The following is a 14,451-nucleotide window of genomic DNA, read 5'->3' on the forward strand; positions in this document are numbered from 1 at the left end:
ACAACATACTGTTTATATGATGAATATATTGTCATAATCTAAAAATATACTAAACATTCGTTTACTAATAATAGAAATGGTCATACTTATTTTGAGGTGAAGAGGATGATTTTAGAAACGATTGTGATGGCTGTCAGTTCCATTATCGTATTATGCATCACTGTTAAATTATGGGGAAACAAAGAAATAAAATATCTTACGTTGTATGACTACGTGATTGGGATCACCTTTTGTCTCATTGCTGCCAAAATGGCAACCGGACCGCTGGATCAATTCGCAGTCATGCTTTGTATCATTGCTATTTACTGGATTGCCATCCTTATCATAAGAAAACGCACTTAAAAAAATCATGGAAAGACAGCTCCCCTTAAAATAGGAGGTCACTGCAAATAATCCATGATTTTTATGTATTATTTAGATTTTGTCATTTCTTCTTTACTGCGAAGATCAAAGATAAACGGCGGACGATTGCGCGTTGCATCGAACATACGCCAAATATATTCTCCTAGAATGCCTAAAGAACCCATAATGATACTAAAAGCAAATAAGATTAAAATAATGATGGTCGTATAGCCTTCGACCGTAATAATATTCATTAACCTTTGCACAATTAAAACAATTGACCATATAAACGATATCACAAAGCTGGCGGCTCCGATCATTAAAATACAGCGAATAGGAAAATACGAGAACCCTAGCAAAGAATCTAAAACGAGCTTGATTTTCTTTGACAGTGTCCATTTTGAAGTTCCGATTTCCCGCTTTTTACGTACATAACCGATTCGACTGGTAGGAAATCCGCACCATAAAACCTGCGCCATCAGTGAAGTGTTTTTTTCATTCATTTGAATCAAGGTATCAATGACCTGACGATCGATCATGAAAGAATCAAATCCGCCTTTTGGCATATTGGATAAAGCAAACTTACGCATTAGATAGGCATAAAGATTGGAAAAGAATTTTTGTCCCTCAGATTCTTCTCTTCCTTCCCTTACCGCCAATATGACGGAATTTCCTTTTTCGTATTCTTCCAACATATCCAAAATCATCTCACTGGGTTCCTGCAGATCGGCTGCTTTTCTGACTGCCAGATCCCCCGTACATACATTTAATCCCGCTAACAGGGCAGAATGTTCACCAAAATTACGAGACAATTTATAAATCTTAATATGTTCATCGATGCTGGCAAGATTATTCATGACTTCAAATGAACGGTCTTTAGAGCCATCGTCCACCATGACGATTTCATAGCGATAACGATGCTGAATCGGGTCCAGCACTTTTTCCTTTAAATCCGCATAAAGCGGCAAAAGATTATCCTCATTATAATAAACCGGTACAATTATTGATATTTTTTTCATATTTATCACCAGTTATCAATGATATCATTTAATCCGAATTATTTAAAGGGTAAACTTGTAGAAATCCCTCATAAATGCTATTATTTAACCATTGGAGGAAGCTATGGAAAATCGTTTAGAGAAAAAACACTACTATTTTTTAATCTGTGTATTTTTGTTTTACGGTTTATGGGCAATGATCCAGCCTGTAAATGCCGGACCGGACGAAAGTATGCGTTATTCAATCTGTCAGTATATATTAAATCACGGATCTCTGCCCCATGGAGCCGATCCGGAAATCATGAATTGGACGTGGGGACAATCCTATGCATTCACCCCCATTTTAGCGTATATGCTGTGTGCCATCCCAATGAAGATCGTTTCTTTGTTTACCTCAAATGTGCATTATCTTTGGCTGGGGGCGAGAGTAATGAATGTGATATTGGCGGTGGGAACTATTTATTTCACTATAAAAATCGCACGCATTCTTTTTAAAGAGGAACGCTGGCAATGGCTCTTCATCATTTTTGTCGGTTGTCTGCCGCAATTTGTCTTTATCTTTACTTATGTTAATAATGATGGGTTGGCATTGTTCAGCTGTTCTCTCATCGTCTATGCATGGTTAAGCGGATTTAAGGATCAATGGTCCTATCGTACGTGTACCTTATTAGCCGTTGGTCTTGCTGTCTGTGCCCTCTCTTACTATAATGCCTATGGTTTTATTTTAGTCAGCATCATTATTTTTATCGGTTCTATGATTCATTTTCACCCTAACCAATGGTTTAAGCCATTAATGATAAAAGGCCTCTATATTTCTGCCATTGCTTTACTTTTAGCAGGCTGGTGGTTTATTCGCAACTATCTTTTATATGACGGAGATTTTATCGGTATGAGAACCAGCAACTACTATGCAGAACTTTATGCGACAGATCAATTTAAACCCTCGCTTATTGCTTCACCCAGCAATCTGAATATGTCATTATGGCAGATGCTGATCGGTGAACAATGGTTATTAATATTTTTAACTTCTTTTATCGCACGCTTTGGAGGAATGCTGATTTTCCCACCATTATGGTTTTATCCGCTTTGGGGTATCGTGATTTTGGTTGGGGTGATCGGATGCTTTTATAAGATTAAAGAAATCTTATTTTCCAAAGATTTTATGAAGACCTTGTTTAACTATGGGATGTTACTGGCTATGATCATCCCTAACCTGTTGAATCTCTATTATTCTTATTTCAATGATTTTCAGCCGCAGGGACGTTACAGTATGCCGATGATCATTCCTTTAGCCTACTTTATTGTTTTGGGGACACAATCTTTACTAGAACATTTCAAATGGAAAAAACACTATGTTATAATAATGAGTAGTAGTTGTATTTTTACAATGGTATATAGTTTATTTTTCATCATCATTCCATATTACTACTAGGGGGAGAAAATAATATGCTAGATTTTAACCGTCCGCCATACGTCGGAAAAGAATTGGATTACATCAAAGAAGCTGTGGACCTGCATAAGATCTGCGGTGACGGAAAATTCACTCAGCTTTGCAGTGAGTGGATGAAAAAACGCTTTGAAATCAATAATGTCTTATTAACCACTTCATGTACACATGCTTTAGAGATGGCTGCGATCCTTTGTGATATTCAAAAAGGAGACGAAGTCATCATGCCTTCATACACATTTGTATCGACTGCCGATGCTTTTGTATTAAGAGGAGCTAAAATTGTATTTGTGGACATTCGTCCGGATACGATGAATATTGATGAAACAAAAATTGAAGCTGCGATTACCGATAAAACAAAAGTGATCGTACCGGTCCATTATGCCGGTGTCAGCTGTGAAATGGATACCATCATGGCAATTGCAAAAAAACATCATTTGTTAGTTGTGGAAGATGCCGCACAGGGAGTTACCGCTTATTATAAAGGAAAAGCATTAGGGACAATCGGTGATTTTGGCTGCTACAGTTTCCATGAAACGAAGAATTATAGTATGGGAGAAGGCGGTGCGATTCTTTTTCATGATGATCAATACAAAGAAAAAGCGGAGATCAGCCGTGAAAAAGGAACAAACCGTTCTAAGTTCTTCCGCGGACAAGTGGATAAATATACTTGGGTTGACTATGGTTCATCTTATTTGCCAAGCGATTTAAACGCGGCTTACCTTTGGGCACAATTAGAAGCTGCGGATATGATCAACAATCATCGTTTAAGTACTTGGCATAAATATTACGATGGATTAAGTAAACTGGCAGAGGCAGGCTATATTGAACTGCCCTATGTTCCTAGTGAATGTACACATAATGCCCATATGTTTTATATTAAAACTAAAGATTTAACAGATCGAAGTGCATTGATTCAACATCTAAAGAAAAAAGGCATTCAGGCAGTATTCCATTATGTACCGTTACATAGTTCTCCGGCAGGTCAAAAGTTCGGGTATTTTCATGGAGTTGACGAATATACCACAAAAGAAAGTGAGCGTTTATTAAGACTTCCGCTTTTCTATAATATTACCGATGACGAAATCAGCAGCGTTATCGAAGCAATCAAGGAATATTATCGTTAAAATGAAAAATATCGTTATCATAGGGGCAAATGATTTTCAGCTGCCCCTTATTTTAGAAGCCAAGAAGCGGGGCTATACGACGCATGTCTTTGCATGGGAATGTGGCGATATCGGAGAAAAGGAAGCTGATTACTTTTATCCAATCAGTATCGTTGAGATTGATCAGATATATGAAGAATGTCTGAAAATAAAACCGGATGCAATTTGTTCGATTGCCTCTGATCTTGCGGCAGTGAGTGTTAATGAACTTTCAAGAAGACTGTCACTGCCCTGCAATGATTTAAAATGTGTTAAAAACACTACGAATAAATATGCCATGCGCCAAGCTTTAAAAAAAGCGGGACTGCCTACCCCATCATTTAAAGTCGTTGCTTCTAGTAAAGAAACGGTGGAATTTGCTTTTCCCGTGATCGTCAAACCAACAGATCGTTCCGGCAGTCGGGGAATATTTAAAGTGGAAAACTCTGATCAATTATCCGATGCTATCGATCAAGCGATAGACTATAGTTTTGAGAAAAAAGCAATGGTTGAAGAATATATCGAGGGCCCCGAATACAGTGTAGAAGCGTTTGCTTTTCAAGGTGAATATCATCTTTTGACCTTTACTAAAAAATACACAACGGGAGCTCCTCATTTCATCGAAACAGCCCATTTACAGCCAAGTGATCTTGATGAAGAAACACAGCATGCCATCACATTAGAATTATTTAAAGCTTTTAAAGCTTTAAATATTCAAAACAGCGCTATTCACGGTGAGTTTCGTTTAACTAAGGAAGGAATGCGCATCATCGAAATCGGTGCCCGTATGGGAGGCGATTGTATCGGCAGCCACTTAGTTCAGTTATCCACCGGTTATAACTTCGTAGGGTGTGTTTTAGATATTGCCTTAGGCATTCGGCCAAAACCGCAAAAAAAACAACCCCCTAAGGTTGCTTTGATCCATTTTATATTCAATGATGAAGATCTTAAGCTGCTTGAAGACCTTAAAAAAACAAAGCCACACTGGATTGAAAAAATATATATCGATGAACATCCTAGTGCAAACATTGTAGACAGCAGCAGCCGTCATGGCTACTTTATTTTAAAATGTGATCGAAAAGATCAGTTAAAAGGACTACTTACACATGAAAACAAAGCTAAAATTTAAAAACATCATTCTATTACAACTCGTTATTATAATCTATTCTTTATCCAGCGTATGTGCGAAATTTGCTTCTAATGAAGCTTTCCTTTCCCCTAAATTTATTTTGTTTTACGGAATTGAAATTCTTATTTTAGGTATTTACGCGATCCTTTGGCAGCAGGTCATCAAGCATTTTGATCTCTCTATTGCCTATGCCAACCGAGCCACCGGACTGCTTTGGTCGGTAATCTTTGCTTTATTTATTTTTAAGGAAAACATTACAATCATGAATATAATCGGAATCGGCGTTGCCATTTGCGGCATCCTCCTAGTTAATCTTGATGAACAAACATCATCTAATCCTGATCATTAGCGTTATTGTCGCTAGTATATCACAGATTTTCCTTAAAAAAAGCACCTATCACCATCATGATTCATTATTAAAAGAATATCTCAATCCTTATGTGATTTTCGGATATAGTTTAATGATTATTTCCACCATTTTAACGATTTTTGCCTTTTCCGGACTTCATTATAAAGAAGGTCCTATCATTGAATCAATCGGTTATTTCATTGTCATGATCTTAAGTTATTTCTTTTTAAACGAGAAAATAACAAAACGGAAATTATTAGGCAATATCATTATTGTCATTGGGATTATTCTTTTCTATTTATAGAATCCATCCTGTTTCAAAGAAATCCAAGTGCTCCTTGGATTTTTATTTTTCAGAACTCAAAATACATGCTATAATGGGGATACGGTGGGGGATAAAATGAAAAGACTAAATACACTTATAAAACAATATTCTAAACTTATTTATTTCATCATCATGATTATCGGCGTGATTGCGGCTTCAGGTTTCTTTTTAAGAAAGCAGGATTTGGTTAACTGTGATGCCCAGATCATCGTGAATAGAATGTACAAGGAATCAGATTTTAAGAATGCACTTAACTATGTGAATGGCTCGGTTGTTGATCTTCATCTTAATCCGCCTAAAACATTAGAACAACATTATTATCCGTTATCCTATACTACGTTTAGATATCTTGATCAGCAGTATGGTCGTATCGAAGTTTATAAAAATAAAGAAGCAGCACAACTGAGAATCAAATATTTGGAATCTCTCCAAACTTATGGGGCAGAGGTTTTTACGGCAGCAGCCTATGGGGATTATGTAGCGAATGACCGGTACTATAAATATCATTACAACACGACTCAAATTAAGAATGTTGTTTTGATCACCTCAATCAACGATCCTTATAGTCAACAGCAGTCTATCACCACAAAAGCATTTGAAAAAGCAATGAACGGGCTGCGTTTTACTCAGCAAAATAAAATAAGTGCATCCGAATATGAAGTGCTTCTTTCAACCTTGGATAAAGAGGCGGAGACATTTATATCCAGTCATGAATCAAAAATCAGAAATGAGTATATTACTTTCGTCAATAATGAATTTAAAATATTGGAAAATGAACCGACACAGCGGAACTACAGCATGACCAAAAGCTTTGTAGATAAAATGAATGCTCCCCAATACTCAAATGAATATGAGAATTGGTGCAAGCGTTTAGAAGAATTGGAACCTCAAGTAGAAGAATATGAAGTTTACCAAAATAATTTGATGAAAAGCCGTTATGGTAAGGGGGTTTATAAAGTTGGCACCGATATTCCCGAAGGAGAATATATCGCCTTTTATGACAGGGGCAGTTTTTATGTCAGAAGCGGTGCCGAAGATTACAGTTCCGCTCTCAATAAAGAAACCTTATATACAAATAAAACACTGGTCATCAGTGTGAAAAAAGGAGAGTATATCCATTATACCGGTTCAAATTACTTTTATTCCATTGACGCCAATCCGTCTGTAAACTTATCTGAGGGCGGTATCTTTAAAGTTGGACTTCATCTGCCAGCCGGAGAATATCGGATTATACCTGAAAACAGTGATAACTATTCTAATCAAGTCAATATTTACAAAGACAGTTATTATCGTGATAATCCGATCATAAAAGTTTATGGACAACAATTAAATGATCCGATTTTCTTAGAAGAAGGACAATACGTACAGATTAAAAATTGTCAATTAAAAAGAATAGATAACTAAAAAGCCAAGCCTCAATAAGCTTGGTTTTATTCTTTGAAATGGACAATTTCATCAACACTTTTACGCATCGGCTGTTCCGGAGCAATATCTGCATATCCGACACCAATAACCGCAACCACCTCTTCATTATCCGGGATCGCAAAGAATGTACGAATCGCTTCATTGTCATAAATTCCCATAATCAATGTTCCTAACCCAAGATCATAAGCCTTTAAGCATAGATTTTCAACTTGCAGCCCATTATCAAAATATTGGAACCCTTCTTTTAAATGGGTCGTATAGCTGCCGTCACGTTCAAAACCACTGCGATTTTTTACGACTGTCGAAACAATAATCACAGGTGCATCTTTTACATTTTTTTGATTAAACTCAGCTAAACAAGGCATAAATGCGGTTTTGGTTTCCGGGCGATCTACCACATAATAACGTGATACTTGAGAATTTTTCCAAGATGGTGCATCACTTGCCGCCTTGATCAATGTTTTAATGATATCGCGATCAACCGGCTTATCTAAATAACGACGAATACTTCTTCTGTTTTCAATACATGCAGTCAGTTCCATATTATCCCTCCTATTCATTGAATAACTGTCTGATCCGTTCTTGATTTTCCATGACTAACTGATAGCCAGCTTCATAGTTTTTATTTAACTGTTCAATATCGTTTTCCATGGAATCCAGTTCATAGCTGGGGCGCAAAACAACAGCACTCCCCTTAGCTTCTAGTTTATCACAAAAAGCAACCGTTTCGTTATATAAAAGATGACGATTTAATAAAACAGATGCCAGCTTTGGATAAATATGACGAATAGTCTTTGCCGCCATGCGAGTTGATGTGTTTAATTCCTTACGATATTCTTTCGTTCGGGTAAGTAAGATTAAATGTTTTTGATTGCCATCCTTAATCGCTTTTTTAATCGGGATTGGATCGCTTAGTCCCCCATCATAATATTTGCTGTTGCCAATTTTTATAGCCGGAAAGACAAAAGGAATGGCACAAGTAGCCTGAAGCATCACGTTTGTTTTATCTGTCATTTTTCCATCTAAATACTCACACTTTCCGGATTCCACATTCGTTACCCCTACTCTTACTTGACAAGCATTTTCCATAAAGGTTTTATAGTCAAATGGTATCAGCGTATTGGGAATCTGATTATAAATAAAATCGATTCCAAACAAAGAGCTCTCTTTTAAATAATGACGTTTCCCGATGTAGCGCTTATCATGGCGAAACTGACGAACCACTTCCAAATTTCTTCCCTTTTGTTTAGAGACATAGGAAAAACCATTGCAAATGCCTGCCGAAACACCAATGACATAGTCAAATTCTAATCCTAAGTCTAATAAAGCGTCCATTGCCCCGGCAGAGAAAATCGGGCGAAACGTTCCTCCTTCTAAAACTAAACTCGGCATAAATAATGCTCCTTTCTAATAAAAAAACTCAACCAAAGTTGAGTCTATTATTTCTCCATTAGATATTTTGAAACAGATTCAAGTGATGCTTTGAACTCTTCATCAGAAGAATTTTCAAAAACAATAAGTTCACCATTGCAATTTGGATCTGGGAATAAATCAGGAATCGAGAAATCACGTCCTGCAATATATTCATCCCAATGAGCCAATTTCCAAGTATCACGATCAGAATTACGGTCAATCATACGTTGACGGCATGTTTCAACATCTGTGTGTACCCAAATAATAGATAATTTAGCTCCCTTTTTAGCTAGTTTTTCCATCATTTGATCCATCCATTTTTGATCACGGATTTCACGAGTGAATGGTGCATTGATCAATACTGTATCAGCATAATCCAATGCTTCCAAAGCTAAATCAACAATGACTTCATATTCAGGATTGCGAATCCATTCTTCAAAGAAGGCCGAACTGCGGTTCTCTTCTTCATGCGCTACTCTAAACACCTGATGAGAAAGTGGAATCAATGTATCTTTATCTAAATATACAATATTTTTTAATGCTTTAGATAATTGTTTAGATACGAATGTTTTTCCGCTTGCTGGTGGAGAAGTAACTAAAATCAATTTTTTCATAAAAAACCTCCGTTTATCATTACGTTAAATCTTATTTTTTGTCTACACAACATCTTACACCACTAAAATTGTTGTGTCAATAATTATCTCTTTTTATAAGATAAGATAAAACCAATCAAATATTTCACGTATCTATTATAGACTATTTTTCAACAGAATTCTATAATTTTCAATTTATTAAAATGCATTCAATTATTCCCATTTTATCAATAAAAATGTTTTTATATGAATACAAAATAATTCGACAATTCTCTTGACACTTTTCATTATAGTCTGTATAATTTTTAAAACATTAATCAAAGAAAAAGGAGATAAAAACATGGCATTTTTTTACAGTGAACCTTCACACACTTTTAACGAGTATTTATTAGTTCCTGGTTATTCATCAGCTGAGTGTCAAACAAAGAATGTATCTTTAAGAACACCGCTGGTGAAATATAAAAAGGGAGAAGAACCAGCAATTACGATGAATATTCCTCTTGTATCTGCAATCATGCAGTCTGTATCTAATGATACAATGGCAGTTGCTTTAGCAAGAGAAGGTGGTGTTTCATTTATCTACGGTTCTCAAACGATTGAAAATGAAGCCGCAATGGTAAAACGCGTAAAAGATTACAAAGCAGGGTTTGTTAAAAGTGATTCTAACATTTCACCTGAAGCAACTTTACAAGACGTGATTAAATTAAAAGAAAAAACAGGTCACTCTACTATGGCAGTTACTGACAATGGTACTGCGGATGGTAAATTACTGGGGATTGTTACAGGAAGAGATTATCGTGTAACAAGAATGGAACCATCAACAAAAGTAAAAGAATTCATGACACCATTCAATAAATTAGTTTACGCTAAAGAAGGTGTTACCTTAAAAGAAGCAAATGATATGATTTGGGATAACAAATTGAATGCATTGCCAATTATTAATGAAAATCAGCAGTTACTTTATTTTGTATTTAGAAAAGATTATGAATCTGCAAAAGATAATCCTAATGAATTACTTGATGAATCTAAGCGCTATGTAGTAGGTGCCGGTATCAACACAAGAGATTTCGCTGAACGTGTGCCTGCTTTAATCGAAGCCGGAGCTGATGTTTTATGCATCGATTCATCAGAAGGATTTACAGAATGGCAAAAAATCACCATTGAATGGATCAGAGAACATTACGGTGAAAATGTAAAAGTAGGTGCCGGAAATGTCGTTGACCGTGAAGGATTCCGTTTCTTAGCAGATGCCGGAGCAGATTTCATTAAAGTAGGAATCGGCGGTGGTTCAATCTGTATCACTCGTGAACAAAAAGGGATTGGGCGCGGACAGGCAACAGCTGTGATTGAAGTCGCTCAAGCAAGAGATGAATATTTTGAAGAAACCGGAATTTATGTCCCTATCTGCAGTGACGGTGGAATCGTTCATGATTACCATATGACTTTGGCTTTAGCCATGGGAGCTGACTTTATCATGTTAGGTCGTTATTTCTCAAGATTTGACGAATCACCAACAAATAAAGTTGTCATCAATGGACAATATATGAAAGAATACTGGGGAGAAGGAAGCGCTCGTGCACGTAACTGGCAACGTTATGACATGGGAGGAGATTCTAAGCTTTCATTTGAAGAAGGTGTCGATTCTTATGTTCCTTATGCCGGAAGTTTAAAAGACAATGTTGCTTTATCCTTAAATAAGATTAAATCCACAATGTGCAACTGCGGAGCACTTTCTATTCTTGACTTACAGAAGAATGCAAAGATGACATTAGTCTCTTCAACAAGTATCGTCGAAGGTGGCGCACATGATGTTGTCTTAAAAGATTCAGTGCCTAACCAAAATAAATAATCAAGAGCCAATCGGCTCTTTTTTAATTTATATTAGACAAAAAAGGACAATTTATGATAAGATAATAAAGGTGGATTTTTTGGAGGTATCTATGAAAAAACGTAATTGTTTAGTCGGGCAGTCCGGAGGCCCTACGGCAGCGATCAACGCTTCTTTGGCAGGAGTGATCGCTCAATGTCTGGAATCAGAACAATTTGATAATATATATGGTGCCGTAAATGGCATTAAGGGGTTATTGGCACTTCAATATTTAGATTTAAAAAAAGAGTTTGACACAGCTGAAAAACTTGAACAGTTACGTCATACTCCGGCAATGTTTTTAGGAAGTTGCCGCTATAAATTACCTAATTATGATGAAGACCCGAATGTTTATAAAGAAGTATTTGATATTTTTGAACGTTTAGAGATTACCGATTTCTTTTATATCGGCGGAAATGATTCTATGGATACTGTATTAAAGTTATCCGGTTATGCTAAGATGATGAACAAAGATGTAAAAATTATTGGTATTCCTAAAACCATTGATAACGATTTAATGGGAACTGATCATACTCCCGGATTTGGTTCCGCGGCTAAATATGTGGCAACGTCTATGTTGGAAATTGCTCATGACAGCATGATCTATCAACTGCAATCCATTACGATTGTGGAAATCATGGGACGTAATGCCGGTTGGTTAACTGCTGCCGCTGCTTTAGCGAGAAACGGCTATAACACTGCACCGGATTTGATCTACTTGCCGGAAGTAACTTTCGATAAAGAAAAATTTATTGAAGCTATTGCGGAAGTATTTAAGCATAAGCGTGGTGTCGTTATCGCCGTTTCGGAAGGAATCCGTGATAAAGACGGTAATTACTTAGATCAGGATTCACGTTATACAAAAAAAGATGCGTTTGGACATATTATCCATTCCGGTACTGCAAAAGTATTGGAAACGATTGCTTTCCAAGCGTTCCACTGTAAAGTAAGAAGTATTGAATTAAATGTATTGCAGCGTTGTGCCATGCACATTGCCAGCAAATGTGATAACGACGAATCTTTCTTGATCGGTAAAGAAGCAGTGCTTCATGCATTGCGTGGTGAAACCGGAAAAATGATGGTCTTCAATCGTAAAGATCAAGAAGATTATGAAATCGAAATTGGGGCAATCGATGTCTTAACTGCTGCAAACTATGAGAAGAAAGTCCCTGTTGAATGGATTAATGAAGCCGGCAATGATATTACCGACAAGCTATATCAATATTTATATCCGCTTATCCTTGGTGAAGTCTATCTTTCTTATCAAGATGGAATTCCTCAATATTTAAGTACTGCGCATTTAGAAAAATAAAACTACAAAAAAATGGAGATCTCGGTTTAATAAACAATGAATCTCCGTTTTTATTCATTGTGTCAAAATAATCTTCGATAACTGCTTAATCCCCTCTTCTATCTTATCTAAAGAGATGCTGGAAAATGATAATAGACATTGTTTTTGCTGGATCTGCAAATCAATCCCATGTTCATGTGCGTTTTTTAAAATTCCTTCTGCATCCAACAAAAACTGAAAAGTAACACGCACACGCAAAGCCGTTTCTTCGAGCTGTATTTGGGGATGATCAAAATAAAGATTCAGACTATCGATAAGCATTCGGCTTTTTTTACTGTATAGGCGGCGAAGCCTTTTTAACTGCCGGATCAGCTGACCATCTTCAATAAAATAAGCTAAGGCAATCTGTTCGAGTTTAGATACGTTTTGATGGTAATAATCTCTTTTGATGCTGTATTTATCCAATAAAGAAAGCGGTAAGACCATATAGGCAATACGTAAAGAAGGAACCATCAGTTTGGAAAAGGAACCGATGTAGATAATGTGTTCCGGATCTTGTCCCTGCATGGCAGGAACCGGCTTTGCACTGTAACGCAGTTCTCCATTATGGTCATCTTCTATAATAAAGATAGAATGGGCTTTAGCATATTCAATTATCTGCAAACGACGTGATATTGGCAAAGCGCCTGATTTTTGACCCGCAGAAGAGGTATTTAGATAAAGAAAGTCAATCTCAACATTATACAAGGAATCCATCACGATACCATCTTCATCTTCTTCCAGCATGATTGTTTCAATATTAAAATCACTGAAAATCATCTGGGCATGCAAGAATCCGCTTCTAGGCATTCCAACCCGCTTTACATTTTTTAATAACCCGCATAAGATCGTTAACAACGCCTGAAATCCGGACCCGATGACCATTTGCTCCTCACTTGCATGAACACCACGATACATGGACGTATAGTGGCATAGCGCTTGTCTTAATACCAACTCTCCCTGCTGTTGTCCGTACTCATATAAACTTTCTTGCTCCTGCAATGCCTGACGAATATATTTTTTCCATAGTTCCATATTAAATGACGATGGATCAACTGCCCCCCCACTAAAATCATAATTATAATGTACTCTTAAATAGGAGCAATGAGGCTGTTTCAAAATCGCCATTTCTTGCTTTTGCTTAAGATCCACGTCTACAAAATAACCGCTTTTATGGCGTGACACGATATACCCCTCTACCAGCAATTGCCCATATGCCGCTTCAATGGTCGTACGTGACAATCCGGTATTTTTTTCCATTTCCCTAATCGAAGGGAGCTTTTCTTTATAACGATAGTTCCCATCTAGTATATCCTGACGTAAACGTTTATATAAGGCTTCATATTTGCTCATATCTGTCCCCTTTAATTTTATCATTTTTGTGTATTTTAATATACACAACTTAGTGGTTTAATTATAGCATAAATTCATTAAGGGGGAAATAGTATGAAATCAAATTCAGTACTTCGATTATCATTAACAGCATTAATGGCAGCACTTTGCTATATTGGTTTTCAATATTTAAAGATCGATATTCCATTGCCTACCGGTGCTGTAGCCATTCATTTTGGAAATGCATTCTGCGTTCTCGGGGCTTTGTTGTTAGGGGGATTTTATGGCGGATTAGCCGGCGCAGTCGGTATGACTTTAGGAGATTTATTTAATCCATTATATATCATGTCCGCACCTAAAACATTTATTTTAAAATTATGTATCGGCTTAATTACCGGTTTAGTGGCTCATAAAATCGCTAAACTATCGAAGAGCAACGACAAATCTTATACCTTAAAATGGACGATCTTTGCCGCCTCTGCCGGAATGGGCTTTAATGTCATCTTTGAACCGATTGTCTCTTTTCTATACAATCGTTTCTTATTAGGCGCTGATGTCAATGCCGCTAAAATTTTAGCGACGTGGATGGGTGGAGTTACCTTATTTAATGCCGTAACATCCGTTATCATTGCGACAGTGCTGTATTTAGCTCTATCTAAAAATTCAAAAGTCAAGTCATTGATTCAATAAAACGATATGATAAAAAGGAGTTTTCTCTAAAAACGAATTCCTAAGTTGCATGCAGCTTAAGAGATT

General features: G+C 36.7%; 15 protein-coding genes. 10 read left to right on the forward strand and 5 right to left on the reverse strand.

From position 1 onward, the window contains the following. Positions 1-105: 105 nt before the first annotated feature. Complete coding sequence (locus BN1225_RS08730) at positions 106-342, forward strand: hypothetical protein (RefSeq protein ID WP_041139418.1); 237 nt, start codon at positions 106-108, stop codon at positions 340-342. 68 nt (positions 343-410) lie between these two features. Here BN1225_RS08730 and BN1225_RS08735 read toward each other — a convergent pair whose 3' ends face one another. After that, complete coding sequence (locus BN1225_RS08735) at positions 411-1,361, reverse strand: glycosyltransferase family 2 protein (RefSeq protein ID WP_041139419.1); 951 nt, start codon at positions 1,359-1,361, stop codon at positions 411-413. 103 nt (positions 1,362-1,464) lie between these two features. Between BN1225_RS08735 and BN1225_RS08740 the strand changes: the two genes are divergently transcribed. The 6 genes from BN1225_RS08740 (at position 1,465) to BN1225_RS08765 (ending at position 7,139) form a co-directional block, all read left to right on the forward strand. Next, entirely contained in the window at positions 1,465-2,772 is a 1,308-nt protein-coding gene (locus BN1225_RS08740) for an ArnT family glycosyltransferase (RefSeq protein WP_041139420.1), read from the forward strand. A gap of 14 nt (positions 2,773-2,786) precedes the next feature. Then, positions 2,787-3,914, forward strand: a complete 1,128-nt coding sequence (gene rffA / locus BN1225_RS08745; RefSeq protein WP_041139421.1) for a dTDP-4-amino-4,6-dideoxygalactose transaminase — start codon at positions 2,787-2,789, stop codon at positions 3,912-3,914. Continuing rightward, positions 3,865-5,061: an ATP-grasp domain-containing protein gene (locus BN1225_RS08750; RefSeq protein ID WP_242857706.1), complete on the forward strand. Its 1,197-nt coding sequence runs from the start codon at positions 3,865-3,867 to the stop codon at positions 5,059-5,061. Before rffA ends, BN1225_RS08750 begins: the two co-directional genes overlap by 50 nt. Further along, positions 5,039-5,410 carry a transporter gene (locus BN1225_RS08755; protein ID WP_041139423.1) on the forward strand — a complete coding sequence of 124 codons (372 nt, stop codon included), beginning with the start codon at positions 5,039-5,041 and terminating at the stop codon, positions 5,408-5,410. Before BN1225_RS08750 ends, BN1225_RS08755 begins: the two co-directional genes overlap by 23 nt. Beyond that, positions 5,379-5,714 carry an EamA family transporter gene (locus tag BN1225_RS08760; protein ID WP_041139424.1) on the forward strand — a complete coding sequence of 112 codons (336 nt, stop codon included), beginning with the start codon at positions 5,379-5,381 and terminating at the stop codon, positions 5,712-5,714. The genes BN1225_RS08755 and BN1225_RS08760 overlap by 32 nt, the downstream gene beginning before the upstream one ends. A 96-nt stretch (positions 5,715-5,810) precedes the next feature. Further along, positions 5,811-7,139 carry a hypothetical protein gene (locus tag BN1225_RS08765; protein WP_041139425.1) on the forward strand — a complete coding sequence of 443 codons (1,329 nt, stop codon included), beginning with the start codon at positions 5,811-5,813 and terminating at the stop codon, positions 7,137-7,139. A gap of 26 nt (positions 7,140-7,165) precedes the next feature. On the opposite strand, the gene BN1225_RS08770 is transcribed toward BN1225_RS08765, so the two are convergent. Genes BN1225_RS08770 through BN1225_RS08780 form a run of 3 tightly spaced genes read right to left on the reverse strand, consistent with a single transcriptional unit; the run spans position 7,166 to position 9,187 of the window. Further along, positions 7,166-7,702 (reverse strand): nitroreductase family protein, encoded by a 537-nt coding sequence (locus BN1225_RS08770; protein ID WP_041139426.1) that lies wholly within the window; start codon positions 7,700-7,702, stop codon positions 7,166-7,168. Positions 7,703-7,712: 10 nt separating this feature from the next. Then, a complete protein-coding gene (locus BN1225_RS08775; RefSeq protein ID WP_041139427.1) occupies positions 7,713-8,552 on the reverse strand; it encodes a patatin-like phospholipase family protein in 840 nt (279 codons plus the stop codon). Positions 8,553-8,599: 47 nt separating this feature from the next. Continuing rightward, positions 8,600-9,187: a P-loop nucleotide/nucleoside kinase family protein gene (locus BN1225_RS08780; protein WP_041139428.1), complete on the reverse strand. Its 588-nt coding sequence runs from the start codon at positions 9,185-9,187 to the stop codon at positions 8,600-8,602. 319 nt (positions 9,188-9,506) lie between these two features. Here BN1225_RS08780 and BN1225_RS08785 point away from each other — a divergent pair, with 319 nt between their 5' ends. Beyond that, complete coding sequence (locus tag BN1225_RS08785) at positions 9,507-11,015, forward strand: IMP dehydrogenase (RefSeq protein ID WP_041139429.1); 1,509 nt, start codon at positions 9,507-9,509, stop codon at positions 11,013-11,015. A gap of 91 nt (positions 11,016-11,106) precedes the next feature. Further along, complete coding sequence (locus tag BN1225_RS08790) at positions 11,107-12,345, forward strand: 6-phosphofructokinase (RefSeq protein ID WP_041139430.1); 1,239 nt, start codon at positions 11,107-11,109, stop codon at positions 12,343-12,345. A gap of 54 nt (positions 12,346-12,399) precedes the next feature. Here BN1225_RS08790 and pdxR read toward each other — a convergent pair whose 3' ends face one another. Further along, entirely contained in the window at positions 12,400-13,716 is a 1,317-nt protein-coding gene (gene pdxR, locus BN1225_RS08795; RefSeq protein ID WP_052466508.1) for a MocR-like pyridoxine biosynthesis transcription factor PdxR, read from the reverse strand. A 93-nt stretch (positions 13,717-13,809) separates the two neighbouring features. Here pdxR and BN1225_RS08800 point away from each other — a divergent pair, with 93 nt between their 5' ends. Next, complete coding sequence (locus tag BN1225_RS08800) at positions 13,810-14,385, forward strand: ECF transporter S component (RefSeq protein WP_041139432.1); 576 nt, start codon at positions 13,810-13,812, stop codon at positions 14,383-14,385. Positions 14,386-14,451: the final 66 nt, after the last annotated feature.

This window comes from Beduini massiliensis (genome assembly GCF_000829905.1).
GTDB lineage: Bacteria > Bacillota_I > Bacilli_A > Erysipelotrichales > Coprobacillaceae > Beduini > Beduini massiliensis.

Bases quoted from the DNA above. Each gene is read 5' to 3' on its own strand.
- BN1225_RS08730 (WP_041139418.1), top strand. From the start codon at position 106: ATGATTTTAGAAACGATTGTGATGGCTGTCAGTTCCATTATCGTATTA.
- BN1225_RS08735 (WP_041139419.1), bottom strand. From the start codon at position 1,361: ATGAAAAAAATATCAATAATTGTACCGGTTTATTATAATGAGGATAAT.
- BN1225_RS08740 (WP_041139420.1), top strand. From the start codon at position 1,465: ATGGAAAATCGTTTAGAGAAAAAACACTACTATTTTTTAATCTGTGTA.
- rffA (WP_041139421.1), top strand. From the start codon at position 2,787: ATGCTAGATTTTAACCGTCCGCCATACGTCGGAAAAGAATTGGATTAC.
- BN1225_RS08750 (WP_242857706.1), top strand. From the start codon at position 3,865: ATGACGAAATCAGCAGCGTTATCGAAGCAATCAAGGAATATTATCGTT.
- BN1225_RS08755 (WP_041139423.1), top strand. From the start codon at position 5,039: ATGAAAACAAAGCTAAAATTTAAAAACATCATTCTATTACAACTCGTT.
- BN1225_RS08760 (WP_041139424.1), top strand. From the start codon at position 5,379: ATGAACAAACATCATCTAATCCTGATCATTAGCGTTATTGTCGCTAGT.
- BN1225_RS08765 (WP_041139425.1), top strand. From the start codon at position 5,811: ATGAAAAGACTAAATACACTTATAAAACAATATTCTAAACTTATTTAT.
- BN1225_RS08770 (WP_041139426.1), bottom strand. From the start codon at position 7,702: ATGGAACTGACTGCATGTATTGAAAACAGAAGAAGTATTCGTCGTTAT.
- BN1225_RS08775 (WP_041139427.1), bottom strand. From the start codon at position 8,552: ATGCCGAGTTTAGTTTTAGAAGGAGGAACGTTTCGCCCGATTTTCTCT.
- BN1225_RS08780 (WP_041139428.1), bottom strand. From the start codon at position 9,187: ATGAAAAAATTGATTTTAGTTACTTCTCCACCAGCAAGCGGAAAAACA.
- BN1225_RS08785 (WP_041139429.1), top strand. From the start codon at position 9,507: ATGGCATTTTTTTACAGTGAACCTTCACACACTTTTAACGAGTATTTA.
- BN1225_RS08790 (WP_041139430.1), top strand. From the start codon at position 11,107: ATGAAAAAACGTAATTGTTTAGTCGGGCAGTCCGGAGGCCCTACGGCA.
- pdxR (WP_052466508.1), bottom strand. From the start codon at position 13,716: ATGAGCAAATATGAAGCCTTATATAAACGTTTACGTCAGGATATACTA.
- BN1225_RS08800 (WP_041139432.1), top strand. From the start codon at position 13,810: ATGAAATCAAATTCAGTACTTCGATTATCATTAACAGCATTAATGGCA.